The sequence below is a fragment of the Sellimonas intestinalis genome (genome assembly GCF_001280875.1).
Lineage (GTDB): Bacteria > Bacillota > Clostridia > Lachnospirales > Lachnospiraceae > Sellimonas > Sellimonas intestinalis.
Genome location: NZ_LGAJ01000005.1, coordinates 219,394 through 245,291, shown reverse-complemented (window position 1 = coordinate 245,291; position 25,898 = coordinate 219,394). Strand labels below are relative to the sequence as shown.

The following is a 25,898-nucleotide window of genomic DNA, read 5'->3' as shown; positions in this document are numbered from 1 at the left end:
CTATTATCACTAGTTTTAAAGGAGAAATCCGAATGTTTTCAAGAAGTAAGTGCAAAGCTTTGATTCAACAGTATAAACATGCCTGGGTATTTTTATATGTTCTGATTTATATGCCCTGGTTTTACTATCTTGAGCGGCACATAACAGCGAATTCTGACTTCCATGTGATCCATGCGGCATTGGATGACTATATTCCGTTTATCGAATATTTTATCATCCCTTACCTTTTGTGGTTTGCGTTTATTGTAGTCACCTTTCTGTGGTTCTTTTTCAATGATGTATCCGGGTTTTATAAGATGGCTGCCTTTCTCTTTACCGGAATGACCATATTCCTGATTATCTCGACCCTCTATCCAAACGGTCTGGATCTCAGGCCGGTTCAGTTTGAACGGGACAATATTTTTGTAGATATGGTAAAGATGCTGTATAAGGCGGACACGCCGACAAACGTGCTTCCAAGTATTCATGTATTTAACTCCATCGGAGTCTGTATCGCCATCTCCCATAACCGGGTTCTTTCCAGACGGAAGGTGATTCACTACGGTTCGCTTGTACTTGGTATCTCCATCATCCTTGCGACCATGTTCTTAAAACAGCATTCTGTCATTGATGTGACACTGGCCGGATGTCTTGCGACACTGCTCTATCCGGTCGTATATGCCAGAGAATCGAGGAAATCCTTTCACGCAAAGGAACCCAGACAATCTATAAAGAAAGCTGTCGGAGATTAATTTACAAACATCGGCCGGACCATGTATGATTACATAGTCCGGCCGGTTTTCTTTTTATACTCTTACAGCATTTCGATAAAAGCGGCGATTCTTGTGTTGAGCTGTCCGATATCTGCCTGAGAATAGTCTGTTTCTACACTGATATATGGTTTGTGTTTTTCATCATTTACAAATCTTCTGATTCCAAGGCTCTCTACATTGTATGTATGACATGCCTGAAGAATCATTTCAACGACTCCGTCTACCTGGTACTCGTCAATGAGTCTTCCAAGAAGCTCAATACGATTCGGATTCGGAGTCATAACAGAGCACCCGATACTCAAATATCTCTTGGCGATTGCCTCGTAGATATCCTCCGCATCCTCTTCTACCAGTCTGTCTACTGATTTCGCGCCGCCACAGTTTTCAAAGGTAACGACAACACCGCCATTATCTTCAATCGCCTTGATGACCTTCTCAGTAGCACCACCGATCGGACATCCTGTCACAAGAATACGAGGCTTCTTCTCAAGCATCTTACCCTCTGCGTATTCCTTCTCTACCCTGTCGGCGATTGCATTCACCTCTCCTGGGATTTTTGACCGATCCGGCTTGAACGTACTTCCGTACAAGACACTGAACAGCTCCTGTCCAGTCATCGGAGCCGGATCCAGCCTCATCAGCTCATAAAGACGCTTCAGTGCCACTCTTCCCTCATTTTGAATTTTGACAGCATTTCTGATCTGCTCCTCTGTGATTGCCACATGAAATTTCTGCTCCAGATATTCTTTGAAGCGGATGATCTCATTCTTCCAGAGTGTCAGGCCGTCCTTTGTCTGACGGTTCGGCAGTTCCATCGTAAACACATCCTTGAACTGTCCCAGATACTCATACATCTTCTTCTTTCCGTCGCAGGTCGTCTCCCCTACGACTAGATCGGAGAAGTAGAAAAACGGGCACTTCTTCGTAGCCGCAAATCCATAGCTGGATTTGATCAGCGGACAAAGGTTCTTCGGCAGATCTTTCTCTGCCGCCGGGATCGTCTCATCGGATGTAGAGCAAAGGCTTACTGTAGCCGCTCCCATAGCCATGGCGATCTCCACCGGGAAATACGTACAGAAAGTACCGACAACCGGCACTCCCCTGTCTTTTAATTCTTTGATGGCAAGAAATGATTTCTGTCTCTGCTCGGCAAACTCTTCAAACACATCTGGCAATTCTTTAATCAGTTCCATTTTCTTCCTCCTGTCTTTTGCACATCTCTTACTATCGTAACACTTTTTGCAGACAGGATGCTAATTGATAATTTGTATGATTCTATCGTTTTATCAGCGTTTTCTATAACAGTTTTCTCTCATATTTTTCCTGGCCGATCAGAATACCGATCTGATCCGTGAACGCCTCGAAAGCGGCAGGAATCGCATATTCCTTCTGAATCTCCTCCGGATGCACAAAGGTCATGCCTTTTGCGTGAGTGTGTTCCAGCTCGTCTACCCGCACAGCATATCCGGTCATATGCCATTCCACATGGCTGAAAATATGTTTTGCTTCACCGATTGGCTGAATCCGAACCGGAGACAGGGAAAGCCCCTCCACAAAGCGAAGTGCCTCCTCCTGGGTGAGTTTCCCTTTTGTATTCGGAAACTCGTAAAGTCCTGCCAGAAGCCCGGAAGCGGGACGCTTGTGGATGGCAATCTTCTCTCCATCCTTCAAAAGGAAAACGGTTTTTTCCTCGATCCGTCTTGCTTTTGCCTTTTTCTTCACTGGGAACGCCGTCTCCGTCCCCTGCTGGTGCGCAAGGCAAAAATCCCTTGCCGGACACTTGTTACATTTTGGTTCGCCGTTTGGTACGCAGACGATAGCGCCAAGCTCAATCAGTCCCTGGTTAAAATCACTGGCCGCATCCACCGGAATGACAGTCTCCAAAAGCTCCTCCATCCGCTTTTTGACGGATGCTTTTAAAATGTCCTCTCCATCCGCCAGAATCCTTGTCAGTACTCTGAGGACATTTCCGTCCACCGCAGGCTTGGGGATGCCAAAGGCGATCGAACTGATGGCTCCCGCCGTGTAGCTTCCAATCCCGGTCAGGGAAAGAATCTTGTCGTAATCCGCAGGCATCTCGCCTCCATAAAGCTCCACGATCTGACGCGCCGCCTTCTGCATGTTTCGTACCCGGTTGTAGTAGCCAAGTCCTTCCCACAGCTTTAATAGCTTCTCTTCCGGTGCCCGGGCCAGATCTTCAATCTCAGGAAATGCCGCCAGAAACCGGGCGTAAAACGGCTTTACCGCCTCGACCCTTGTCTGTTGCAGCATGATCTCCGATACCCATACATGATACGCCGTCGCCTCCTTGCGCCACGGAAGGTTCCGCTTTTCTTTCCTGTACCAGGAAATGAGCGGCTTCGGCAGGCATTTTACCCGTTCTTCGGGTGCCATTCCCTCTTCCATCTCTGACGGGAAGCAGACCGGGATCTCCCGGTCAATCCGAATTTCGTCTTCCGTCACAATGCAGTCCCTTGCAATCAGACGGACACCTTTTTCTTTTGCTTTCCACAGTGCTTTGGCAAATTCCGGGTGAGTATCCACATTTGGCAGAATCTTTTTCACGCCTTTCATCTGAATAACGAAAAACACATAGGCCTCCCAGCCTTCTTCCACCGCACGGATCAGCTCTTCCAGATGCTTGACTGCTCTGTCGCTTGGCGCGTCCGGGAAACGGGCTGTTTCTCCCTCCTTTAAGGTCACGCCTTTGACCTCTATAAGCACCTTCTTCTCTTCTGTCTCCACCAGGAAATCAATTCTGGAATTCCCATACTTGTACTCCGGCTTGATCCGTGTCACATCCAGAAACAGATTCCCCTCCCGGATCCATTCTTCCACTGCCTTGTTTGGCACCTGGGAGTCCATGTTGATGATCTGCCCGTCCTTTTCCACTGCGATCAGATCCCACTGCGTCTTGCGGTCCGGATTGTCGCTGCGCTGAATGTACACTCCTGCCCCGGGCAAAAGAAGCTCCCGACATCTCCCGGTATTTTTAACATGCACAACCTCCTTTTCTTCCCTGCCGCCAATCCTATTCACATAGGCGATAAACCGATTTGGTCTTTCCAGAAAGACAGCCTTTTCTATCCTCTCGTATTTCATAGGTCTGACCTCTCCTTTACGTCCACATGTTCCCGCTCTCTGGCAGCCGCTTCCATCGCCTGCCGCTCCTGTTCCAGCTCCTCGTAGAGCTCGATGGTGTTCCAGTGCACATTAGTCGGCGTAAGGATCGCTTTGTGCTCCACCTTTCTGATACCATTCCTCCGTATCTCGGTAAGCATCCGCTGAAGTTTTGCGTCAGACACCCCGGCAAATACCATAATCTCATGTTCCGGAGCTTCACCTGTAAACGTCTCTTCTGACGGCGCAATGCCCTCCACTCCGGCCAGGTAACCGATCGGCTGTAAAAAATCTCTCTCACCCACCATACGGATTTTTACTTTCAGCAAAAAGGCGATCATCTGAATACCTTTGAGCTGCTTTTTATCTTTAAAATTCATCAATAATACAGATTCTCTCATATTGTTCTCCTTCTCTTTTTCTGTCCCCTTTACAGTAACACGAAACGCCAAAAGAAACAAGAAGCAGCCGTTTCCATTCCGAGGTTCGCTTCCAGGAATGTAGAGAAAACAGCCGCTTCTTTTTTTGATACTTTTGTTTAGGAGATAATCTCCTGGAATAATGGTTTTAAAGCCGGGTAAAGTTTCTGGAATTTCCGGTAACAGTTCTCGTATTTCCCAGTCAGTTCCGGATCCGGTTCTACCGTCTCCACGACCCGTATAAGCCTCCCTGCGGCTTCTTCCACACTTTCATACTCACCGCATCCGACCGCCGCCAGGATCGCACCGCCAAGAGCCGGTCCTTCTTCGCTTTTGATCACGTCCACCTTGAGATTCATGATGTTCGCCACCATCTTTTTCCAAAGCGGGCTCTTTGCCCCGCCTCCGCATATCCTCGTGCGTGTAATGGAAATTCCAAGGCTTCTCGCAATCTCCAGGGAATCCCTAAGTCCAAATACTACGCCTTCCAGCACCGCCTGGGTCATTTCCTCCCTGGTCGTATCCATCGTCATTCCCACAAAGACAGCCCGTGCTTTCGGGTCATTGTGTGGCGAACGCTCCCCCATCAGGTATGGAAGATAGAACACCTGGTTTTCCCCGAGTCTAAGGATCCCTTCCTGCTCTTTTGCGAAATCAGACGTCTTCAAGATTTCTTCCATCCACCATTTATTGCAGGAAGCCGCACTCAGCATACATCCCATCAGATGGTACTGCCCGTCCGCATGGGCAAAAGAATGAAGCGCATTGTTTTGATCCACCCGGAAATGTTCACTGGAGATAAAGATGGTTCCACTTGTCCCAAGGGAGATATTGCACATCCCCTCACCCACAGTTCCGGTGCCCACGGCCGCTGCCGCATTGTCACCCGCTCCCGCGATGATCTTCACCTGCTCGGGAAATCCGAGTTCACTGGCCACCTCCGGCTTCAGCGTGCCTACCACGTCGTAACTCTCATAGAGATCAGGGAGCTGATCTCTTCTGACGCCACAGAGCTCCATCATCTCTTCCGACCAGCAGCGGTGTTTCACATCAAGAAGCAACATTCCGGATGCATCTGAATAGTCGCTGCAAAACACCCCAGACAGGCGGTAAGCCAAATAATCTTTTGGCAGCATAATTTTTCGGATTCTTGCGAACTGATCCGGCTCGTTCTCCTTCATCCATAAAATCTTCGGAGCCGTGAATCCTGTAAACGCAATATTAGCTATATATTCGGACAACCGCTCTTTTCCGATCACCTCATTGAGATAATCCGTCTCCTTTGTTGAACGCCCGTCGTTCCAGAGGATCGCCGGACGGATCACCTCATCCTGCCCGTCCAGTGTCACAAGGCCGTGCATCTGACCACCAAAACTGATACCTGCCACTTCCTGACGGTTAATATCCTCTGTCAACTCCCGGATCCCCTCGATACTCTTCTCATACCAGTCCACCGGATTCTGTTCCGACCAGCCCGGATGTGGGAATGAAATCGGGTATTGCTTTGAAACAATCTTCCGGATTTTCCCTTCCGAGTCCATCAAAAGCAGCTTCACCGCCGAGGTGCCAAGATCCACACCAATATAGAACATCCGCAATTCCTCCTTCTGTCGCTTACGCAAATGGATTTTCTGTTTTGTAACGTACTCCTCTAGGCTGGTTGTAGCCGATCTCATCCATGTCCACACCGATGTAGCGGAATACTTCGTACAGCGTCTTACCGTAGTGTCCAAACGCAACTGCCCCGTGATGCGGGTAATTGCCTTCAATGAGGACATGGCGATAAAATCTTCCCATCTCAGGGATAGCGAAAATCCCGATAGAGCCGAATGATCTGGTTGCTACCGGAAGTACTTCACCCTGTGCAATGTAAGCCCGCAGTTTATTATCAGCCGTACTTTGGAGACGATAAAAAGTGATGTTCCCCGGTAGGATATCTCCTTCCAGAGTGCCCTGTGTCACCTCTTCCGGAAGGGTACGCGCCATAATCATCTGATATTTCATCTCACAGGAAGAGAGTTTCCCGGAAGCAGTGTTTCCGCAGTGGAATCCCATAAAGGTATCTTTGAGCGTGTAATCATATTTGCCCTTGATTTCTGTCTCATACATATCATTTGGAACGGTATTATTAATATCAAGCAGGGTGACAGCGTCCTGGCTTACGACTGTTCCGATGTACTCGCTGACTGCACCGTAGATATCCACCTCGCAGGATACCGGAATCCCCTGCGCGGTCAGACGACTGTTCACATAACACGGTACAAAACCAAACTGTGTCTGGAAGGCAGGCCAGCATTTCCCGGCAATCGCCACGTATTTTCTGTATCCCTTATGATCACGGATCCAGTCTTTGAGCGTCAGCTCATACTGCGCCAGTTTGGGCAGAATCTCCGGTTTTTTATTGCCTGCTCCCAGTTCCTCTTCCATCTCTTTTACGATTTCCCAAATCCGCTCGTCTCCTTCATGTTTGTTGAATGATTCAAAAAGATCCAGTTCAGAATTCTCCTCGATCTCCACTCCAAGATTGTAAAGCTGCTTGATCGGCGCGTTACACGCCAGGAAATTAAACGGACGTGGCCCAAAGCTGATAATCTTAAGATCCTGCAGCGCAATCACAGCCCTTGCGATAGGAACAAACTCATGGATCATGTCCGCACAGTCGGCAGCGTCTCCTACCGGATATTCCGGTATATACGCTTTGATATTGCGGAGCGAGAGATTGTAGCTTGCATTTAACATTCCACAATAAGCATCCCCTCTTCCCTGGCAGAGATGATCCCCGGTCTCCTCCGCTGCCGCTACGAACATCTTCGGTCCGTCAAAATGCTTTGCAAGCAGTGTCTCTGAAATCTCCGGTCCGAAGTTTCCAAGGTATACGCAAAGTGCGTTGCATCCTGCCTTCTTGATATCTTCCAGCGCCTGCACCATGTGGATTTCACTCTCTACGATGCAGATCGGACATTCATAGATGTCTTCTGCCGGATATTTCTCCTTGTAGGCTTTCACCAGATTTCCTCTTCTCGTTACGGAAAGGCTCTCCGGAAAACAGTCTCTGCTCACCGCTACAATTCCTAATTTTACTTTTGGCATATTCATTTCCAGACTCATCTTTTTCCTCCTGATTATTTAGAGTGTGATCTTTTATACGGCACCTTAAAAGTCCGTTCCATGTTCATTGCTCTTTTTCAATGATTATATCAGTTCTTTTTTGTCTTTTTCCACCCATATTTTAGCTAATCTTTGGCATTTTTTTGTCCTCTTCGATATTCACTTGGCAGAATTCCGTATTTCTTTTTAAATTCCCTTGTAAATGCTTTCTGATTGGGAAATCCATTGTTCAAAGCAATCTCACCAATCGTATGATCAGTATTGGCAAGTTCCTGAAACCCATACTCGATCCGTACATTCTGGAGATAGGTCTTATAATTGGTCTGTGCGTATTTCCGGAACATCCGCGAGAGATATGACGGAGAGTAGCCAAATCTGTCTGCCACCATCTCCAGAGACAGCTCCTTCGTATAATTCTCCCGGATATAATCTGTGATCGTGGAAAGTCGGTTTAATTTTCGGTAATGACGGATTTCCTCCGGCAAAATCTCCCGCTTTCGGTATTTCGTAAGCAGCAGATAAACCAGCATGAAAAAATCGCTCTGCACCTTCCATTCATATTCACTCCCTCTCTCTTGGAGTTCCTGGTACATACTCCCGATCAATTCCATGATTTTTGAATCCTGCCGTTTCGGACTGTGGGTAAACAAAATCAGTCCCTCGCCTGTCTCCACATTCCGCAAAACATTCATCGGAATCTGAAGGACAATCGTCCGGTTTGCTTCAGGTGAAGAGATCGAATGAATCTCATTGGAATTCAGAAGTATAAATTCTCCCGAGCCAAGTGGATACTCCTCCTCATTTATAAAAAAGGCTAGTGTTCCCTCAAAGACCGCAAAGATCTCAATCGAACGGTGCCAATGCTTCTCCCTCACATAGTGTCCGTCTTTCCCCTCAAACTGAAACAGCTTGAATGGAAATCCTTCGTTTGGAATAATCAGTTCGTGTTCAAAGCCCATATAGCGCTCCTTCTCCTTTTTACAAAGCGAAAGCGGATCCCATGCCGACGCATCAAATCCGCTCTTTTTGTATCCTGATCAAGTTACACAAAAATCAGGAAATATGCCAGAACGACAACTCCCAGAATAATACGGTAATATCCGAATACGGTAAAATCGTGCTTCTTAATGTATCCCATAAGGAACTTGATCGCAAAAACAGATACAAGGAAAGATACCACGCATCCTACCAGCAGGATGATGATCTCCTGGCCCGTGTAATGAAAACCGAACTTGAGCAGTTTCAATCCGCTGGCCGCTACCATGGTAGGAATTGCGAGGAAAAAGGTGAACTCAGCCGCCACCGGTCTTGCCACGCCAATGAGCAAAGCTCCTACAATCGTCGCTCCGGACCTGGAAGTCCCCGGCACCATTGCAAGTACCTGAAAGCACCCTATCCCAAGAGCGGTCCAGTAAGTCAGCTCTTTTAACTTTGTCACCCTTGGACTGCGTTGCTTATTCCACTTCTCGATCACGATAAACAAGATGCCATAAATGATCAGCATCAGAGAAATGACAACATAGTTAGAGAGCTTCTCATCCACAATATCATCGATAAACAGTCCCACCGCAGATGGAATACAAGCTACCACCACTTTCATCCAAAGCTCGATCGTATTCCAGCGCTGCTTCGCCGATTTCTTTGGCGAAAATGGATTCAACTTGTGGAAATAGAGCACAATCACGGCAATTACCGATGCAAGCTGAATCACAACCTTAAACATATTCATAAAGTCGGCACTGACATTCATGTGCAGAAACTCATCAACCAAAAGCAGATGTCCGGTGCTGCTGATCGGCAGCCACTCTGTAATGCCCTGTACAATGCCAAGTATAATAGAAATAATAATATCCACGTTCCTACCTCCCTTATCTCAATACAAATTTCTCAATCGCTTTTGCCACACCATCCTCGTCATTACTTCCTGTGACATAGTCGGCATACTTTTTGACTTCCTCATTTCCATTCGCCATAGCGACTCCAAAGCCCACCGCCCGAAGCATGGCCAGATCATTCAGTCCATCCCCGCATGCCATGATCTCTTCCTTCTCAATGCCAAGAATCTTTCCAAGCATAAGCAGGCCGTTTCCTTTATTGACTCCCCTGGCGTTGACTTCAATATTATTTGCAAGTGCGCCGGTAACGGCAAGATCTGTCTTCTCCTTCAGACGCCTCATCGCTTCCTCCCGTTCGCTCCTCTTTGCGAAGACCGCCTGTATCTTATCCAATCCGAAAGAATATTCTTTCATTTTGTCCCGGACATTCTCCACCCGTTTCCTTGTCCTCCAGATATACTCCCGCATGGCCGGATCTTCATAATACCGTTCCAGATGTTCCACCTCCAAGCGGTTCGCATAACCGACGCCGTCATAGTAGACGTCCTTCAACGTATCATACTCCTCAAATACGTCCAATACGGCGCACGCATCTTCCCTGGAAAGAAGATTCTCATATAACAGCCGATTACCATCTTCCCGGTCGTAAATCCTCGCTCCATTGGCCGTAAGAATATAGCGCATCCCCGGAAACTCCCGCATAAAATCCGGTACTCCCAAAAGTGGTCTCCCGGTCGCCACCAGAACAATCATCCCCTGGCAGATGGCTTCCTTTAGTATCTCCTTCGAATAAGTGGTAAGCTTCTTCTCCCGGTTCAGAAGCGTCCCGTCCAGATCCAGTCCAATCATCTTAATTGTTCTCATAGATCGTAAGTTCCTTTCTCTCCCTCGAATACCGATATTGCTTTTTCGTCACTCGGTACCGGCTCTGCATCCATCCTTGCTCCGCAAACTGAATCATAGAGCGAACAGCCCTTTCATCGGACTGTGGAGCAAATAAAAGCATATCTCTGGCGGGAACCAAAATCAGCACGTCATCTTCAAGCTTTTGGGTGCAGGTCTCCCAGATATGACGAAGGCACAGAGCACTCGCCTCGTGTATCCCGTCCGCAATCACTCCAAATCCACCAAAAAGGGTATTAGAAAAGACGAACTCCACATCCCGCGCCAGATTTTCACAGGCTGTCTGATAAAGCATTTCCGTACTTACCCCGTCTGGCACCATACTATCCTTTAGAATTTCATAGGAATCTTCTCCCTGATGTACTACAAATACCGTCATCAGTCCGTCCACAAAAGACAAAAGCGGCGTATCCTCCGGGGAGTACCCCTCTCGCCTCCATCCTTCCTCATCCTCAGGAATCTCACGCACCCACGGGTAAATTCTTAAACGGTATGTCTCAAACTCTGCTTCTTTTGATTTACCTCCCATTTTTGCTTTCCTTTCTGCATAAATTTCTATAACAGTTCATCCACAAGGCCGCAAATCCGGGCTGTCATACCTGAACTGTTACAGACTTTGTCCTACATAATTATTTATATTCTATCAAAATTTGATTAATTCCGCAATTTATAGTATACTCTATCTGTATTTATTTTTACGAAAGGATTCGGTATGATGAAAGCAAAACTTAAACCTTTACTGCGTGCATGTACTGCTTTTACCTGTGCCACCGTTCTCATGGCGTCCCCCGTTCTTGTATCTGCGGGAGATTCCGTATCCGATCTGGAGCAGGAGACACAGAATCTTCAGTCCGAATTACAGGATTTGAATGAGCAGCTTTCTTCTATCAGCGGGGAGATCACCTCTCTTGCATCGAAGATCGAAAGCACGAATAAGGAAGCGGAGCAGGCGGAGCTTGATCTGGCCGCGGCACAGGTGAATGAGGATTTGCAGTATCAGTCCATGAAAAAGCGTATCCAGTACATATACGAAAACGGAAACGTCTCTTTTCTGGAGATTCTGTTTACTTCCGACAGTATGGGAGAATTTCTGAACCGTGTAGACTTTGTGGAGCGGGTTACAGACTATGACCGCAAGATGCTCAAAGAGCTTCAGGATCTGCGTCAGGATATCGACCAAAAAGAGAAAAATCTAAAAAAACAAAAAGAGGAATTGGACGCCATGAAACAGGAGATGACGTCCAAGCAGTCAGAACTGAATTCCCGCATTTCATCAACTAGCGGGCAGCTTTCTGCTTCTTCCCAGGCGCTAGCCAAGGCAAAGGCAGCCGAAGAAGCGGCAAAGAAGGCATTGGAGACGACAACGGACTCCTACCATGCAGCCGGCACAGAGGAACTGGCATCCAATCATTCATCTGACAAGAATTCAGGAAAGAATCAATCTTCCTCAGATCAAAAACAGGAATCATCCTCTCAGAAACCGGAAGATCATAAAAAACCATCCGGAGGCGGCTCTTCTGGAAGTACAAACAACAGCAACAATAACAACACGGGCAATTCCGGGACACAGAAACCGGGCACAGGCGGATCGACAACACAGAAGCCTGCTGCTCCTGCCGAGACGACAGACCTTGTCCTGTTTGCGGCTATTCTGGAATGTGAGGCAGGTTCTAGCGGCTATGATGGGCTGCTTGCTGTTGCCACCGTCATTATGAACCGTGTAGAAAGCCCGAGATATCCTAACACATTAAAAGGTGTTATTTATCAAAGTGGACAGTTCTCACCGACCTGGAATGGAAGTCTCAACCGTGTTTTAGAGCGCGGACCGAGTTCTCTTTGTTATCAGGTGGCAAGAGACGCCCTGAACGGCAAACGTCTGTCATCCGTCAGCGGATGCTATCAGTTCCGTGCCGCATACACTGGACACATTGGAACTGTTGTAGGTGGAAACGTCTTTTTCTAACGATAAGTGACAAACAGGAACTATAAAAAGTACCCTAGGGTATGGCGAAATCATCAGCTTAGATGATTAGACGCTTCCCCTATGATATGAAAAATCCAGGCTAAATCTTTGTATTTGTAGATTCAGCCTGGATTTTTGCATGTTAATATCTGATCACGGCAAGTACAATGAACAGTATTCCGCTCATCCATGACAGATCGAAAGGAAGGCGCTGCTGTATCCTTGCACCGACAAAAAGTCCTGAGCAGATAAATACTACCCCGACGAGGAAAGAGGCCAGTACGGTCAAAAGGACCGGTATTTTAAGAAATGCCGCCATCGTGCCGGAGATGAGACTGTCTATGGACATGGCAATGGAGAAGAAAAAGGTTTCTCTCCACGACAAAATTTTATTCCTGTCCTCATCGGCTTCTAATGGATCTGTGTAGATACTGATGATGAAGCTGAGGCTAGAAATCGAAAAACAGATATCTCTGCGGACAGATTCATGATATTTCAGATAATGGCGTATTGCAGAATCGATAAGTTTAAGAGCCCCCAGGAAGAATAGACTTGAGCAGCAGACAACCCTGGTAAATGTCTCGGGGATGAAGCTGTCAATGATGTTTCCAAAGATGAGGGAAATGCCCAGGCACAGGCTGCATATCCCACTGACCGCACCGATTTGCGGCAAAGTCAATTTCACACGGTCAGCCCCGTAAGCGATGCCTGCGGTAAAGGTGTCTACGCACAGAGCGCAGACCAGTAGCAGTACATGGATAAACATAGTGATACCTTCTGTTTACAGCGGATGCCTCATGGATCTCTCTTCGGCATCTCTTTTTCTAACAGTATATTCATACTCTGGATTTTGGAAACATTCAGTGAAATATTTCCTCTCACGGATGCATATACTTTGGGGAGACGACCTATGAAAGGCGGTCAGAAAAATTGACAGTCGGTTATTATATATTGATGTTTTCACTGGGACTTGTACTTCTCGTGTGGGGGAGCGGGCTCTTCGTTGACAGTGCTGTGTCACTTGCGAACCGGTTCAGACTGCCAGAAGTGCTTATTGGCGCAACGATTGTAAGCCTGGGCACGACCCTGCCCGAAACGCTGTTCTCGACAATGGCGTCAGTAAAAGGGTTGCCTGACATGGCTCTTGGAAATGCTCTTGGTTCCATTCTGTGCAATACAGGCTTTATTGCCGGAACGCTGATATTCCTGCGGCCGGTCCTTCTTAAGTCTCGGGAGGTGAAGGACGTGCGGACGGGACTTTGCTTTCTTGGAACAGCTCTCGGCTTGTATGCGTCCTGCGGATATCTCACCGGCGGCCTGCCCCGGACAGCAGGAATCACTCTACTGTGTCTTTGTATAGCGTTTTTCCTGAATTCCATAAGACGGGCGATGGGGTATGGACATCACACACACCGGAACGTCGGTCGAAGGGAACGTGCCGGTTCCGTTGTATCTGCACAAGGCGCAGCATACACTTTGGAACCCCTGACAGAAAAGCAGGAGTTCGGTATCAGCGACGTCATTCGTCTCATTCTCGAAGCGGGCGTTATTTACATAGGTGCAGGTTTCCTCGTGGAGTACGGACCGAAACTGGCCCGGGTCTTTAGCGTGCCCGAATCCATCATATCTCTTACCTTCATAGCGCTGGGAACCTCTCTTCCCGAACTTGCAACCTCATTGACTGCCCTGAAGAAAAAGCACTCGTCTCTTTCTCTTGGAAACATCATCGGAGCAGACATATTGAATTTCGTGCTGGTGGGTGGTCTCTCGGCAGTGATATGCCCCATCACATACACAGACAGTGTAATGAAGCTGGAGCTGCCATTCATATTCCTTGTACTATTTCTGATGTGCGTCCCATCCATCATAAAAAAGAAAGCAGGGCGTATTCAGGGCGCCCTGCTCCTCGGAAGTTATATATTATATCTGTCTGTGATTTGGTAGATCATCTCTGCCTCCTCAGCCTATTTACCGCAAATTTCGAAATTTGCTTTCAAACAGCTCGCTTACTTCTCTTTTACGATATCGGCCCGGTCAATCGTTCCGGGCCATGATTTAAAATCTCCATAAATTCATCCCCGGTGATCGTCTCATGCTCATACAGATATCTGGCAATATCATGGAGCTTCATAATATTTTCTTCCAGAATCCTCTTTGCCTTCTCATGCTGCGTCCGCACAAGCTCCACAACCTTCTTGTCAACATAGGAGGCTGTCTCGTCCGAGCATGATAACGATGCGTCCCCGCCCAAATATTGATTGCTAATATGCTGGAGCGCCACCATATCAAACTCGTCAGACATACCGTACTGGGTGATCATCGCCCTTGCAAGCCTCGTAGCCTGCTCAATATCATTGGACGCCCCCGTGGAGCTGGAATGGAAAATCAGCTCCTCTGCCGCCCGTCCGCCTGTAAATGTGGCAATCTTATTCTCCAGTTCCTCTTTGGACATCAGGAAATGCTCTTTCTCATCCACCTGCATCGTGTAGCCAAGCGCTCCGCTCGTCCTTGGGATGATAGTAATCTTCTGTACCGGAGCCGAATGGGTCTGGAGCGCCGCCACAAGCGCATGTCCAACCTCGTGATATGCCACCTGTAATTTCTCCTTATTAGAAAGGACGCGGGTCTTCTTCTCGTAACCCGCAATGACAATTTCCACACTCGCCTCCATATCCGCCTGGGTAGCAAACCGTCTGTGTTCCCGGACTGCCTTGAGAGCCGCCTCATTGACGATATTAGCAAGCTCCGCGCCGGAAGCACCTGCCGTCATCTTGGCAATCTCTTCAAAGTCCACATTATCCGCTATCTTGATCTTCTTTGCATGGACTCTCAAAATATCCGCACGCCCCGCCATATCCGGAAGCTCCACCGGTATCCTCCGGTCAAACCGGCCCGGTCTCAAAAGCGCCGGGTCAAGAGAATCGGGACGGTTGGTCGCCGCAAGAATGACAACGCCCTTGGAGCCGTCAAAGCCGTCCATCTCTGTAAGAAGCTGATTCAGCGTCTGCTCCCGCTCGTCATTTCCATTGATCTGGCCGTCACGTTTCTTTCCAATCGTATCGATCTCGTCGATAAACACGATGCACGGCGCTTTTTCGTTGGCCTGCTTGAACAAATCCCGCACCTTAGCTGCGCCCATACCAACGAACATCTCCACAAACTCGGAACCGGAAATCGAGAAAAACGGCACGCTCGCCTCCCCGGCCACTGCCTTGGCAAGGAGTGTCTTGCCGGTACCCGGAGGACCTACAAGCAGGGCCCCCTTTGGCATGGACGCTCCGATCTCACGGTAACGCCCCGGATTGTGCAAAAAGTCTACAATCTCACTCAAAAGCTCCTTAGCTTCCTCCTCCCCGGCCACATCTGAAAAGTGGATACCTGAGTCGGACTGCACATAAATCTTGGCATTACTCTTTCCCATACCGAAAGCCATAGAATTGGCTCCACCCATCTTATTCGTCATTTTCTTCGCCAGCCAATTACCAATAAAAAGGAAAATAGCAATCGGAATCACATAAGAGAGCAGAAGGCTGATCCATACCGGCATCTGCTCCTCAATATTCTGCGAGAACTTCGCTCCGGCCTCATGCAGACGGTCCACAAGTCCCGGATCATTCATCACTCCAGTCTCGTACACATGCTTCTGATCCTTGTCCGTGAATACGATTTTCGTATCCTGTACCTCCACAAGACCGATTTCCCGCTTCTCTGTCATTGTCATAAATGTCCCATAATCCACTTCCTCCGTCCTCTGCTCCAGTATATTCGGAAAGAGAATCCCATTGAGCAAAAGAATGATCACTGCAACTACAAGCGCATAGATCAGAAACGGCTTCCTGGGGGATTTAACTTCTTTCATAGTGTATCTCCCTTCATTTGATTGTTTTAGTATAGCACTTGAACTGTGTAGAAACCATGGAAGAATTCTAAATCTTTTCTAAAAAAATTATGTAAATCCTTACCATCTTTATAACACGTTCTCATACGCATAGCGCAGGGATCCGTTGATAAGCCAGATCCATCCACAGTAGATGAAGCCATTCTTACAGAGCCAGCTTTGCATGATCTGATTGTCCGGATGCGTATCAATCCGAATGCTGAGCACTCCTCGCCTCCGCGCGGTCTCCCTGGCAAACTCCAGAAAGGCTCCTGCCGTTCCTCTTCTCTTGTACTCATAATGGGTGGCAATCCGGTGGATTACCATATACTTTGTATCTCCCGGCGTCAACCACTGTCCGTTCTCAATCCCGTCATAAGTCTTCTCCTTTTCAAAGGAAATAACCGCTGTGCCTAAAATGATACCCTTCTCCTCCGCCACATAGCTTTGTCCCTTTCTTATATCCTCCAGAATCACCTCCTCGTTAGGATAACCGTCCTGCCACTGGTCAACGCCCTGATCCCGAAACGACTGCTGTGCCATACGGATAATTGTCATCACCTGCCCCAAATCATCCTCTCCTGTCTCTCGAATGATCATCAAATCCCTCCCTTTTCTTACATTGTAACATTCTTTCCTCCTAAACAGTTAAAACTTGTTAGTATTTTTCGTTCAAGGCCAAAAAAACGCCGGATTCCGAAGAATCCGGCGCCATATGATGATAACTGATCTATTGGTAATCAAAGATATCAATCCATTTCATCAAGAACTCTTTTTCCATTACATGTTCCTTGGCAAGCTGTGCCGCGGCAACGATCGGAAGCCACTGCTGTACATACTGCTTTGCCGTATCACTCTTCTTGCAGAACAGATTCATGTATTTATCAGCTATCTTTTGATCTTTTAAAGCGAAAAGCAGGTATGTCATCGCAGCGTCCGCACTGGCGTTGCCCTGGGTAGCATGTGCCCAGTCTACGATGTGAAGGCTTCCGTCCTCGCCAACGATCACGTTGCTTGGATTGTAATCGCCGTGGCATACTTTATGATGCTTTGGCATACTGTCCAGTCTTGTCAGGAGTTCATATCTTGTTGTAGCGTCCACCACGTCTTTCAGGCTGTTGATTTGACGGGCCAGTTTATCTTTGAGCTTTCCTAAAAGCGGTGCGGTCTTGCTGTGGATCTCGAGCTGAAGGTCCACGAACTGCTCCATGTACTCATCTACCTTTTCCGGATGCTCTGCCATCAGTTCTTCCAGTGTTTTTCCTTCTTTATATTCAATCACAAGCGCCCATTTTCCGTCGATCTCATTGACACTCTTTACTTTTGGAATATTCAGTCCTGTCGCTTCCACTCTCGCCTGGTTCAGCGCTTCATTAAAGACGTCTTCCTTCGGATGAGTCGGCTCAAATACCTTTGCGATCCCCTCTTCGCAGCGGTATACTTTTTTGTACGGGCGTTCTACGATTACGTTATCCAGTTTCATAAGATTACCTCCTGTCTGTCAAAACTGTTTTTCATTTATGTCTATGATACCATAAACTCCTGCCGCATCTTGCATATGAAGTACGAGAATCATTTAGTTGCCGTAGTAGGATTTCAGGTAAAGCTCTTTGATTTCGCTCATCAATGGATATCTCGGGTTTGCCCCTGTACACTGGTCGTTGAATGCCTGCTCTACCATCTCATCCAGTGTTGCAAGGAAGTCTTCTTCCTTGATGCCCCATTCTTTAATCGTCTTCGGAATTCCGATCGCTTTCTTTAATTCTTCCAGTTTTTCACAGAATAATTCTACTGTCTGGGCGTCATCCTTTCCGCAGATTCCTGCAAATCTTGCCGCCTCAGCATATCTTTCCTGAGCGTGCGGATACTGGTACTGTGAGAAAGTTCCCATCTTCACCGGTACTTCCGCAGCATTGTAGCGGATCACGTTTGTCAGAAGAAGCGCATTTGCCACACCGTGTGGAATGTGGTGGAACGCACCAAGTTTGTGAGCCATGGAGTGGTTCAGTCCAAGGAATGCGTTTGCAAATGCCATACCTGCCATACAGGATGCGTTCGCCATTTTTTCTCTTGCAACCGGATCGTTTGCTCCCTTATCGTAAGCAGCCGGCAGATAATCAAAGACTGTCTTGATTGCCTTTAATGCAAGACCATCTGTATATTCTGTAGCCATGATGGATACATAAGCTTCAATCGCATGGGTCATCACGTCGATACCGGATGCGCTTGTCAGTCCTTTCGGCTGTGTCATCATGTTGTCCACGTCAACGATTGCCATGTTTGGAAGTAATTCGTAGTCAGCGAGAGGCCATTTTACACCTGTGTCCGCATCTGTGATGATGGCGAACGGTGTTACCTCAGAACCTGTACCTGAAGAGGTCGGGATCGCTACAAAGTAAGCTTTCTCGCCCATCTTAGGGAATTTGTATACTCTCTTACGGATATCCATGAAGTCCATTGCCATGTCTTCAAAGTTTGCTTCCGGATGTTCGTACATTACCCACATGATCTTTGCCGCGTCCATTGCGGAACCACCGCCGAGTGCGATGATCGTATCCGGCTCAAACGCTCTCATCTGGTCTGTACCTTTCATAGCGCACTGTAATGTCGGGTCCGGTGCTACTTCGTAGAAGCATGTGTGCTGGATTCCCATTTCGTCAAGCTTTGCTTCGATCGGTTTTACATATCCGTTTTTGTATAAGAAGCTGTCTGTAACGATAAATGCTTTTTTCTTGTGCATCTCTGTGCCAAGCTCATCCAGCGCTACCGGCATACATCCTTTCTTAAAGTAAACTTTCTCAGGTGTTCTGAACCAAAGCATATTCTCTCTCCTCTCGGCAACAGTCTTGATGTTGATCAGATGTTTTACCCCAACATTTTCAGATACAGAGTTTCCACCCCAGGAACCGCATCCAAGTGTCAGAGACGGAGCAAGTTTGAAGTTGTACAGATCACCGATACCCCCCTGGGATGACGGTGTGTTTACGAGTATACGGCATGTCTTCATCGCTGCCGCGTGTTTTGCCATCTTTTCTTTCTCTGCTGTGTCAACATAGAGAGAAGAAGTATGTCCGTATCCGCCGTCAGCAACAAGCTGTTCTGCCTTTGCAAGTGCCTCGTCGAATGTCATTGCCTTGTACATTGCAAGTACCGGAGAAAGTTTCTCGTGAGCGAACTCCTCGGAGATATCAACGGATTCTACCTCACCGATCAGAATCTTTGTAGTCTCCGGAACATCGACGCCTGCAAGTTTTGCGATCGTGTATGCGCTCTGTCCTACGATCTTTGCGTTCAGTGCGCCATTGATGATGATTGTCTTTCTGACTTTCTCGATTTCGTCTTTCTTTAAGAAGTAGCATCCACGGTAAGCGAACTCTTTCTTCACTTCCTCGTATACGCTGTCCAGAACGGTGACAGACTGCTCAGAAGCACAGATCATACCGTTATCAAATGTTTTTGAATGTATAATGGAGTTCACAGCAAGCTTAATGTCCGCTGTCTCATCGATGATTGCTGGTGTATTACCAGCACCTACGCCGAGCGCCGGTTTTCCTGATGAGTAAGCAGCTTTCACCATTCCAGGACCACCCGTTGCAAGGATGATATCTGCGTCTCTCATTACTTCGTTTGTCAGTTCCAGAGACGGAACGTCGATCCATCCGATGATACCTTCCGGAGCACCTGCTTTTACTGCCGCGTCAAGCACAACTTTTGCAGCCGCAATTGTACAAGCCTTTGCACGTGGATGTGGGCTGATGATGATCGCATTTCTTGTCTTTAATGCGATCAGTGTCTTAAAGATTGCTGTGGAAGTCGGGTTTGTCGTCGGAATGACCGCCGCGATCAGACCGATCGGCTCCGCCACTTTCTTGATTCCGTATGCCGGATCTTCTTCGATCACACCACAAGTCTTTGTGTTTTTGTATGCGTTGTAAATATATTCTGCAGCATAGTGATTCTTGATAATCTTGTCTTCCACAACGCCCATGCCAGTCTCTTCTACTGCCATCTTCGCAAGCGGAATACGCTGTTTGTTTGCAGCCATAGCTGCCTCAAAAAAGATCTTATCAACCTGATCCTGAGTAAAGTCAGCAAATACTTTCTGCGCTTCTTTCATCGCATTGATCTTTGCTACTAATGCGTCCACACTGTCAATGATTGCCGGTGCTTCTTTTTTCTTTGTCGCCATGCTTGTTCTCCTCCTAAACTCAAAACGTTGTTCGTTTCACTGTGCTTAGTATAGTATATCGTTAATTGTTTGTCAATCAATTCTTGATAATTTTTTAACAAGATATTCCCTTTCTCTTTTTTGCATAAAGCAACTTCCATTTTTCACAAATTCCACGGCATTTTGCATGAAAAAAGACGGTCCCCCAGAATTGGGGAAACCGTCTACATTTTTGAATCTTATTCAGATAACATATTATACTAACTCGATGAATACTTCCATCGCAGCGTCACCTTTACGCTGTCCGATCTTTACGATTCTTGTGTAACCACCGTTACGTCCTTCGTATTTCGGAGCGATCTCTGTAAATAATTTATTTACAAGATCTACTTCTTTTGCCGCTTTCTTCTTTCCGTCTGTTACTTCTTTTACCGGAACAAGAACCTTCAGCATCTGGCGGCGTGCATGTAATCTGGAAGGAAGATCCTTTTTGATCTTCTTCTCAACTTCGTCGTATACAGTTACTTTCTTTCCGTCTACTACTTCTTTTACACGCTTTCCGTCAGCGTCTTTACGGGCAACTTTTGCTTTGACAGTTACTTCTTCGTAGTTATCTTTTTCTTTTACAGCCATAGCGATCAGACCTTCAGCAATCTTTCGGATCTCTTTTGCCTTTGCTTCTGTTGTTCTGATCTTTCCATGATTTAAAAGAGCTGTTACCTGGTTTCTTAACAGAGCTTTTCTTAAATCACTTCTTCTTCCAAGCTTTCTATACTTTGCCATTGCTATTTTCCTCCATGTTTTACATCTGATTATGCAACTTCGGGCTTACTAGTCAAATGCCCTGCCGCGCACTTCGGGCTTACCGGCAGAAAATTTGGTATACGTTTCTATTCCTCACCCTGGCTTAGTTCCAAGCCGAGTTCTTTTAATTTTGCCAACACTTCTTCTAAAGACTTCCGTCCCAGATTACGTACTTTCATCATATCCTCAGGAGTTCTGTTTGTCAGCTCTTCCACGGTATTGATTCCGGCTCTCTTTAAACAGTTGTAAGAACGAACCGAAAGTTCCAGTTCATCAATACTCATCTCAAGTACCTTTTCCTTTTCATCGTCCTCTTTCTCAATCATCACTTCAGCAGCCTGAGCCACCTCAGAGAGGTCAATGAAGAGTTTCAGATGTTCGTTCAATACTTTTGCCGCAAGGCTCACGGCCTCGTCCGGAAGCAGGGTACCGTTGGTATATACATCCAGTGTCAGCTTATCGTAGTCTGTAATCTGTCCGACACGGGTATTCTGTACCGTCAGATTGACACGCTCTACAGGAGTATAGATAGAATCAATCGGGATCACACCGATCGGGAGGTCTTCCTTCTTGTTCTTGTCAGAGCTTACATAGCCTCTGCCCTTTGTAATCGTCAGCTCCATGTAAAGCTTGCTGTCTGCTCCACCGTTGAGTGTAGCAATCACAACGTCCGGATTCATAATCTCAATATCAGAATCCACCTGGATATCAGCGCCTGTTACAACGCCTTCTCCTTCAAATTCAATATAAGCTGTTTTGGGTTCGTCTGTTTCTGAAGTGTTTTTAATCGCCAATGTCTTCAGATTCATAATGATCTCGGTAACGTCTTCCTTCACTCCCGGAATGGAACTGAATTCATGCAGAACCCCGTCAATTTTTACCTGGCTAATTGCCGCTCCAGGCAGAGAGGACAGCATAATTCTTCTGAGGCTGTTACCAAGCGTTGTTCCGTAGCCCCTTTCCAGTGGCTCCACAACAAATCTGCCATATTTCTTATCTTCTGACATTTCTGTGATTTCGATATTTGGTTTATTAAAATCAAACACTATAAGTTCCCTCCTGCTATCAGCACGTTTTACGGGTTATTATTTAGAATATAATTCGACGATCAGCATTTCATCAACCGGTACATCGATCTCATCGCGTGTCGGAAGCTCTTTTACTGTTCCTTTTAAGCTTTCAGCGTCTGCCTCTAACCAGGCCGGTACAAGACGCCCGCCTGTTACCTCGAGGATATCTTTATATCTCTGGGAACCTTTACATTTTTCTTTGATTTCGATCACGTCACCAGCCTTTACAAGGTAGGACGGAATATTCACCTGCTTACCGTTTACAAGTACATGCTTGTGGTCTACGATCTGTCTTGCTTCACGTCTCGTTCTTGCGAAACCAAGACGGAAAATGATATTATCAAGTCTTGTCTCGAGAAGAACCATCAGGTTTGTACCTGTCATACCGTTCATCTGTTTCGCTTTCTTATAGTAGTTACGGAACGGTTTCTCTAATACGCCGTAGATGAATTTCGCTTTCTGTTTCTCACGTAACTGGAGACCATACTCGCTCATCTTTCTGTTTGCTCTCTTTAACTGTCTTTTGGACTTTTTATCAATTCCTAAATAAATCGGATCCATTCCGAGGGAACGGCATCTTTTCAGTACCGGAACTCTATTTACTGCCATGCTCTTATCCTCCTAATCAAAATTAGACTCTTCTGCGTTTTGGTGGGCGGCAACCATTGTGTGGTACCGGAGTTACATCTTTGATGCTTGTTACATCAATACCGCATGCCTGAAGCGCACGGATCGCTGCTTCTCTACCTGAACCTGGTCCCTTTACCATAACGTCTACTGATTTCAGACCATGTACTAATGCTGCTTTAGCTGCTGTCTCAGCCGCCATCTGCGCTGCATATGGAGTAGATTTCCTTGAACCTCTAAATCCCAGACCGCCGGCACTTGCCCATGATAAAGCATTTCCCTGTGCATCTGTCAGTGTAACGATTGTGTTATTGAAAGATGACTGGATATGTGCCTGTCCATGTTCAACGTTTTTCTTGACACGTTTTTTTGTTACTTTCTTTGCAACTTTCTTTGCCATTTAAACTAACCTACTTTCTTGAATATTGTCTATTACTATTTCTTCTTATTTGCTACTGTTCTCTTCGGACCTTTTCTTGTTCTCGCATTGGTTTTCGTCTTCTGTCCACGAACCGGAAGTCCTTTTCTATGACGGATTCCTCTGTAGCATCCGATCTCCTGTAATCTCTTGATATTCAGTGCGATCTCTCTTCTCAGGTCACCTTCTACAACCTGAGTTTCATCGATAACAGAGCTGATCTTTTTAACTTCTTCATCAGTTAAGTCTCTGCATCTCGTGTCAGGATTTACACCTGCTTCTGTTAAAATACGGTTTGCGCTTACTCTACCGATTCCGTAGATATAAGTCAGACCAATCTCTACACGTTTGTCTCTTGGTAAGTCAACACCTGCAATACGAGCCATACTTGTTTCCTCCATTTTACATGTTTTGTTTCATATTGTCTTTAACTGGGGCGTACCGTATTTGACGGAATACTGATGCGCCCAGGCATATCCGGTATGTTAAATATGCCCTTTCCGGCAACCTTTCGGTTAATGACCGCCGGTATTAGAAGCAATATACAATGGCCCTTTCCGCGGTGCCTTGTATATTTAAAATAGCGCTACACACTGCCTGGTGTGTCACACTATCAGCCGCCTAATTCATGTTCCAAATCACCTTGTTGCCAGCAATTAGCCCTGACGCTGTTTGTGCTTCGGATTTTCGCAGATAATTCTGATACTGCCTTTTCTCTTAATAACTTTGCATTTTTCGCAAATCGGTTTTACTGATGATCTAACCTTCATGTCAAATCCTCCTTTCATACCTTGTAAACCTACTGTTGCTGCCGTCTGCACGCACTTCACCCACGAACGGCATCTAATATTATAGTGTTTCTCTCTTCAAAAGTCAATACTTTTTTTACTTATCTCTCCAGATAATTCTTCCCTTGGATAAATCGTAAGGGGAAAGTTCCAGTGTCACCTTGTCACCCGGTAAAATCTTAATGAAGTTCATACGAAGTTTCCCACTGATATGCGCCAGTACCTGGTGCCCGTTCTCTAGTTCCACTTGAAACATCGCATTTGGAAGTTTCTCGACAACAGTTCCCTCAATTTCGATTACGTCAGCCTTTGACATGCTGTTCCTCCTTTTTCAATCCCTTTTACATGTGTTCTTTCTGATATGTTTTTATGAATAAACGGATCGAATCATCCGTCAATTCCTCCGTTTCCAACTTCTCGTGAATAAGCTGGATATGCATGACTTTCTTCGATTTCGGCTTCTCCATGGTACGGAGTGCTCCGTCCGCAAGCAAAAGCATCGGATATCTTTCTTCTATTATAATATACAGTTTTCCTTTATCATGCCCTGCAAGTGATCTTACAAGCGTTCCCGGTTCAAACTTCAACATCTAAGTCTCCTATTTGATGATTTCTTCTGATAGTGTCAGAATCTTCGGTTCTCCTGTGGTGATCAGAATGGTATTTTCATAATGTGCGGAAGGCTTTCCGTCTTTTGTCACCACCGTCCACCCGTCCGGCATCCATCTGACTTTTTCGGTTCCGAGATTTATCATTGGCTCCACCGCCAGCGTCATTCCTGCCCGCAGCTTCGGACCTCTGCGCGGCATCTCAAAATTCGGGATCTGTGGATCTTCATGGAGTTTCGTCCCAATCCCGTGTCCACAAAGCTCTCTCACTACACCGTAACCGAAACGTCTCGCATAGCTGCCGATTGCACGGGAGATATCATAAAGATGATATCCTTCTTTTGCATATCTCATACCTTCAAAGAAGCTTTGTTTCGTGACCTCTACAAGCTTTCGGACCTCCTCATCCGCATCCCCAAGGATATAAGTTCTGGCAGCGTCCGAATGATATCCTCGGTATATCACCCCCGCATCCAGAGAGATGACATCCCCTTCTTTGATAATTCTATGTCTGTCCGGAATTCCATGTACAACTTCCTCATTGACAGACACACAGATCGAGGCCGGATATCCATTATAACCGAGGAAGGAGGGGGTACATCCGAAGCTTCGGATGATCTCCTCCCCCAGGCAATCAATATCAGCAGTTGACATTCCCTCCTGCAGTTTACGGCCAAGTTCTCTATGAACCCGGTCAAGTATTCTGCCTGCTTCAGTCATCAACTCAATTTCTCGGGCTGATTTGATTTTTATAGACATCTTTATTCTCCCAGAATCTTTATAATAGATGCAAATACATCGTCGATGTCAACGGTACCGTCCACTTCACGCAGAATTCCCGCATGATGATAATAATCGATCAGTGGCTGGGTCTGCTCATGATACACATCGAGACGTTTCTGAACCGTCTCCGGCTTATCATCATCTCTCAAAATCAATTCTTTTCTACAGACGTCGCAGATATCCTCCTGCTTAGGCGCTGCATATGCAATGTGATATGTAGCCCCACATCCTACACATGCTCTTCTTCCTCCCATGCGCTTTACGATATTCTCATCCGGTACATCCACATTAATCGCATAGTCCATCTTCTCCCCGAGTGCTGCCAGCGCCTTGTCAAGCGCCTCTGCCTGCGGAATTGTTCTCGGGAAACCATCCAGTACATAACCATTTTTGCAGTCATCCTGCTTTACACGATCTACCACCAGATCCACAACAAGCTCATCCGGTACAAGGAGTCCCTGATCCATATATTCTTTTGCCTTTTTACCAAGCTCTGTACCCTCTTTAATATTCGCACGGAAAATATCTCCCGTGGAAATATGCGGAATCTGATATTTTGAGGCGATCTTTTTCGCCTGCGTTCCTTTGCCGGCTCCCGGTGCACCTAACATAATTACTTTCATACCGCGTACCTCCTTATTATCTCATTATAGAA

At 46.6% G+C, this 25,898-nt stretch carries 27 protein-coding genes; 3 read left to right on the top strand and 24 right to left on the bottom strand.

The window, feature by feature from the left end; translation table 11 throughout:
- Positions 1-32 precede the first annotated feature (32 nt).
- The gene (locus AOA56_RS07065; RefSeq protein WP_024731896.1) at positions 33-731 is read left to right on the top strand and encodes a phosphatase PAP2 family protein; all 699 of its coding nucleotides are present in this window, start codon (positions 33-35) and stop codon (positions 729-731) included.
- A 62-nt stretch (positions 732-793) separates the two neighbouring features.
- Here AOA56_RS07065 and AOA56_RS07060 read toward each other — a convergent pair whose 3' ends face one another.
- The 9 genes from AOA56_RS07060 to AOA56_RS07020 form a co-directional block, all read right to left on the bottom strand.
- Positions 794-1,945 (bottom strand): double-cubane-cluster-containing anaerobic reductase, encoded by a 1,152-nt coding sequence (locus tag AOA56_RS07060; RefSeq protein WP_048620779.1) that lies wholly within the window; start codon positions 1,943-1,945, stop codon positions 794-796.
- 103 nt (positions 1,946-2,048) lie between these two features.
- Positions 2,049-3,854 (bottom strand): A/G-specific adenine glycosylase, encoded by a 1,806-nt coding sequence (gene mutY, locus AOA56_RS07055; RefSeq protein ID WP_053769250.1) that lies wholly within the window; start codon positions 3,852-3,854, stop codon positions 2,049-2,051.
- On the bottom strand, positions 3,851-4,273 hold the full coding sequence (locus AOA56_RS07050) for a DUF3783 domain-containing protein (protein ID WP_069956144.1): 423 nt from the start codon (positions 4,271-4,273) through the stop codon (positions 3,851-3,853). The genes mutY and AOA56_RS07050 overlap by 4 nt, the downstream gene beginning before the upstream one ends.
- 137 nt (positions 4,274-4,410) lie before the next feature.
- A complete protein-coding gene (xylB, locus tag AOA56_RS07045) occupies positions 4,411-5,883 on the bottom strand; it encodes a xylulokinase (protein ID WP_053769249.1) in 1,473 nt (490 codons plus the stop codon).
- Positions 5,884-5,905: 22 nt separating this feature from the next.
- On the bottom strand, positions 5,906-7,399 hold the full coding sequence (locus AOA56_RS07040) for an L-fucose/L-arabinose isomerase family protein (RefSeq protein ID WP_053769248.1): 1,494 nt from the start codon (positions 7,397-7,399) through the stop codon (positions 5,906-5,908).
- 125 nt (positions 7,400-7,524) lie between these two features.
- Positions 7,525-8,358, bottom strand: coding sequence for an AraC family transcriptional regulator (locus AOA56_RS07035; RefSeq protein WP_048620775.1), 834 nt, complete (start codon positions 8,356-8,358; stop codon positions 7,525-7,527).
- Positions 8,359-8,441: 83 nt separating this feature from the next.
- Positions 8,442-9,254: an undecaprenyl-diphosphate phosphatase gene (locus tag AOA56_RS07030; protein ID WP_024731889.1), complete on the bottom strand. Its 813-nt coding sequence runs from the start codon at positions 9,252-9,254 to the stop codon at positions 8,442-8,444.
- Positions 9,255-9,267: 13 nt separating this feature from the next.
- Complete coding sequence (locus AOA56_RS07025) at positions 9,268-10,098, bottom strand: Cof-type HAD-IIB family hydrolase (RefSeq protein WP_053769247.1); 831 nt, start codon at positions 10,096-10,098, stop codon at positions 9,268-9,270.
- The gene (locus AOA56_RS07020) at positions 10,085-10,666 is read right to left on the bottom strand and encodes a DUF1444 domain-containing protein (RefSeq protein ID WP_053769246.1); all 582 of its coding nucleotides are present in this window, start codon (positions 10,664-10,666) and stop codon (positions 10,085-10,087) included. Before AOA56_RS07020 ends, AOA56_RS07025 begins: the two co-directional genes overlap by 14 nt.
- Before the next feature lie 183 nt (positions 10,667-10,849).
- On the opposite strand from AOA56_RS07020, the gene AOA56_RS07015 reads away from it, so the two are divergent.
- The gene (locus AOA56_RS07015; protein WP_053769245.1) at positions 10,850-12,100 is read left to right on the top strand and encodes a cell wall hydrolase; all 1,251 of its coding nucleotides are present in this window, start codon (positions 10,850-10,852) and stop codon (positions 12,098-12,100) included.
- 142 nt (positions 12,101-12,242) lie between these two features.
- On the opposite strand, the gene AOA56_RS07010 is transcribed toward AOA56_RS07015, so the two are convergent.
- The gene (locus AOA56_RS07010; RefSeq protein WP_024731885.1) at positions 12,243-12,866 is read right to left on the bottom strand and encodes a manganese efflux pump; all 624 of its coding nucleotides are present in this window, start codon (positions 12,864-12,866) and stop codon (positions 12,243-12,245) included.
- A gap of 164 nt (positions 12,867-13,030) precedes the next feature.
- Between AOA56_RS07010 and AOA56_RS07005 the strand changes: the two genes are divergently transcribed.
- Positions 13,031-14,044 (top strand): sodium:calcium antiporter, encoded by a 1,014-nt coding sequence (locus tag AOA56_RS07005; protein ID WP_053769244.1) that lies wholly within the window; start codon positions 13,031-13,033, stop codon positions 14,042-14,044.
- 73 nt (positions 14,045-14,117) lie between these two features.
- Here the strand turns inward: AOA56_RS07005 and ftsH are convergent, their stop codons facing one another.
- The 14 genes from ftsH to AOA56_RS06935 form a co-directional block, all read right to left on the bottom strand.
- A complete protein-coding gene (ftsH, locus tag AOA56_RS07000; protein ID WP_053769243.1) occupies positions 14,118-15,959 on the bottom strand; it encodes an ATP-dependent zinc metalloprotease FtsH in 1,842 nt (613 codons plus the stop codon).
- A gap of 108 nt (positions 15,960-16,067) precedes the next feature.
- Entirely contained in the window at positions 16,068-16,577 is a 510-nt protein-coding gene (locus AOA56_RS06995; protein ID WP_024731882.1) for a GNAT family N-acetyltransferase, read from the bottom strand.
- Between the two features lie 130 nt (positions 16,578-16,707).
- Positions 16,708-17,460 (bottom strand): aminoglycoside phosphotransferase family protein, encoded by a 753-nt coding sequence (locus AOA56_RS06990; protein ID WP_053769242.1) that lies wholly within the window; start codon positions 17,458-17,460, stop codon positions 16,708-16,710.
- A gap of 93 nt (positions 17,461-17,553) precedes the next feature.
- Positions 17,554-20,166, bottom strand: a complete 2,613-nt coding sequence (adhE, locus tag AOA56_RS06985) for a bifunctional acetaldehyde-CoA/alcohol dehydrogenase (RefSeq protein WP_053769241.1) — start codon at positions 20,164-20,166, stop codon at positions 17,554-17,556.
- A gap of 234 nt (positions 20,167-20,400) precedes the next feature.
- On the bottom strand, positions 20,401-20,928 hold the full coding sequence (locus tag AOA56_RS06980; RefSeq protein ID WP_024731880.1) for a bL17 family ribosomal protein: 528 nt from the start codon (positions 20,926-20,928) through the stop codon (positions 20,401-20,403).
- Positions 20,929-21,035: 107 nt separating this feature from the next.
- Entirely contained in the window at positions 21,036-21,995 is a 960-nt protein-coding gene (locus tag AOA56_RS06975; protein ID WP_024731879.1) for a DNA-directed RNA polymerase subunit alpha, read from the bottom strand.
- A gap of 39 nt (positions 21,996-22,034) precedes the next feature.
- Positions 22,035-22,628 carry a 30S ribosomal protein S4 gene (rpsD, locus tag AOA56_RS06970; protein ID WP_024731878.1) on the bottom strand — a complete coding sequence of 198 codons (594 nt, stop codon included), beginning with the start codon at positions 22,626-22,628 and terminating at the stop codon, positions 22,035-22,037.
- A 22-nt stretch (positions 22,629-22,650) separates the two neighbouring features.
- Complete coding sequence (gene rpsK / locus AOA56_RS06965; protein ID WP_024731877.1) at positions 22,651-23,046, bottom strand: 30S ribosomal protein S11; 396 nt, start codon at positions 23,044-23,046, stop codon at positions 22,651-22,653.
- Positions 23,047-23,081: 35 nt separating this feature from the next.
- Positions 23,082-23,450 (bottom strand): 30S ribosomal protein S13, encoded by a 369-nt coding sequence (gene rpsM / locus AOA56_RS06960; RefSeq protein ID WP_024731876.1) that lies wholly within the window; start codon positions 23,448-23,450, stop codon positions 23,082-23,084.
- Between the two features lie 270 nt (positions 23,451-23,720).
- Entirely contained in the window at positions 23,721-23,834 is a 114-nt protein-coding gene (gene rpmJ, locus AOA56_RS06955; RefSeq protein ID WP_003022746.1) for a 50S ribosomal protein L36, read from the bottom strand.
- Between the two features lie 115 nt (positions 23,835-23,949).
- Complete coding sequence (gene infA, locus AOA56_RS06950) at positions 23,950-24,168, bottom strand: translation initiation factor IF-1 (RefSeq protein WP_004607275.1); 219 nt, start codon at positions 24,166-24,168, stop codon at positions 23,950-23,952.
- 25 nt (positions 24,169-24,193) lie between these two features.
- Positions 24,194-24,442, bottom strand: coding sequence for a KOW domain-containing RNA-binding protein (locus AOA56_RS06945; protein WP_024731875.1), 249 nt, complete (start codon positions 24,440-24,442; stop codon positions 24,194-24,196).
- A 9-nt stretch (positions 24,443-24,451) separates the two neighbouring features.
- The gene (map, locus tag AOA56_RS06940; protein ID WP_024731874.1) at positions 24,452-25,219 is read right to left on the bottom strand and encodes a type I methionyl aminopeptidase; all 768 of its coding nucleotides are present in this window, start codon (positions 25,217-25,219) and stop codon (positions 24,452-24,454) included.
- Positions 25,220-25,221: 2 nt separating this feature from the next.
- Positions 25,222-25,866, bottom strand: coding sequence for an adenylate kinase (locus AOA56_RS06935; RefSeq protein ID WP_053769240.1), 645 nt, complete (start codon positions 25,864-25,866; stop codon positions 25,222-25,224).
- Positions 25,867-25,898: the final 32 nt, after the last annotated feature.

Coding starts and splice junctions, on each gene's coding strand:
- AOA56_RS07065 (WP_024731896.1), top strand. CDS start 33: ATGTTTTCAAGAAGTAAGTGCAAAGCTTTGATTCAACAGTATAAACAT.
- AOA56_RS07060 (WP_048620779.1), bottom strand. CDS start 1,945: ATGGAACTGATTAAAGAATTGCCAGATGTGTTTGAAGAGTTTGCCGAG.
- mutY (WP_053769250.1), bottom strand. CDS start 3,854: ATGAAATACGAGAGGATAGAAAAGGCTGTCTTTCTGGAAAGACCAAAT.
- AOA56_RS07050 (WP_069956144.1), bottom strand. CDS start 4,273: ATGAGAGAATCTGTATTATTGATGAATTTTAAAGATAAAAAGCAGCTC.
- xylB (WP_053769249.1), bottom strand. CDS start 5,883: ATGTTCTATATTGGTGTGGATCTTGGCACCTCGGCGGTGAAGCTGCTT.
- AOA56_RS07040 (WP_053769248.1), bottom strand. CDS start 7,399: ATGAGTCTGGAAATGAATATGCCAAAAGTAAAATTAGGAATTGTAGCG.
- AOA56_RS07035 (WP_048620775.1), bottom strand. CDS start 8,358: ATGGGCTTTGAACACGAACTGATTATTCCAAACGAAGGATTTCCATTC.
- AOA56_RS07025 (WP_053769247.1), bottom strand. CDS start 10,098: ATGAGAACAATTAAGATGATTGGACTGGATCTGGACGGGACGCTTCTG.
- AOA56_RS07020 (WP_053769246.1), bottom strand. CDS start 10,666: ATGGGAGGTAAATCAAAAGAAGCAGAGTTTGAGACATACCGTTTAAGA.
- AOA56_RS07015 (WP_053769245.1), top strand. CDS start 10,850: ATGATGAAAGCAAAACTTAAACCTTTACTGCGTGCATGTACTGCTTTT.
- AOA56_RS07010 (WP_024731885.1), bottom strand. CDS start 12,866: ATGTTTATCCATGTACTGCTACTGGTCTGCGCTCTGTGCGTAGACACC.
- ftsH (WP_053769243.1), bottom strand. CDS start 15,959: ATGAAAGAAGTTAAATCCCCCAGGAAGCCGTTTCTGATCTATGCGCTT.
- AOA56_RS06995 (WP_024731882.1), bottom strand. CDS start 16,577: ATGATCATTCGAGAGACAGGAGAGGATGATTTGGGGCAGGTGATGACA.
- AOA56_RS06990 (WP_053769242.1), bottom strand. CDS start 17,460: ATGAAACTGGATAACGTAATCGTAGAACGCCCGTACAAAAAAGTATAC.
- adhE (WP_053769241.1), bottom strand. CDS start 20,166: ATGGCGACAAAGAAAAAAGAAGCACCGGCAATCATTGACAGTGTGGAC.
- AOA56_RS06980 (WP_024731880.1), bottom strand. CDS start 20,928: ATGGCAAAGTATAGAAAGCTTGGAAGAAGAAGTGATTTAAGAAAAGCT.
- rpsD (WP_024731878.1), bottom strand. CDS start 22,628: ATGGCAGTAAATAGAGTTCCGGTACTGAAAAGATGCCGTTCCCTCGGA.
- rpsK (WP_024731877.1), bottom strand. CDS start 23,046: ATGGCAAAGAAAGTTGCAAAGAAAGTAACAAAAAAACGTGTCAAGAAA.
- rpsM (WP_024731876.1), bottom strand. CDS start 23,450: ATGGCTCGTATTGCAGGTGTTGACTTACCAAGAGACAAACGTGTAGAG.
- rpmJ (WP_003022746.1), bottom strand. CDS start 23,834: ATGAAGGTTAGATCATCAGTAAAACCGATTTGCGAAAAATGCAAAGTT.
- infA (WP_004607275.1), bottom strand. CDS start 24,168: ATGTCAAAGGCTGACGTAATCGAAATTGAGGGAACTGTTGTCGAGAAA.
- AOA56_RS06945 (WP_024731875.1), bottom strand. CDS start 24,442: ATGTTGAAGTTTGAACCGGGAACGCTTGTAAGATCACTTGCAGGGCAT.
- map (WP_024731874.1), bottom strand. CDS start 25,219: ATGTCTATAAAAATCAAATCAGCCCGAGAAATTGAGTTGATGACTGAA.
- AOA56_RS06935 (WP_053769240.1), bottom strand. CDS start 25,866: ATGAAAGTAATTATGTTAGGTGCACCGGGAGCCGGCAAAGGAACGCAG.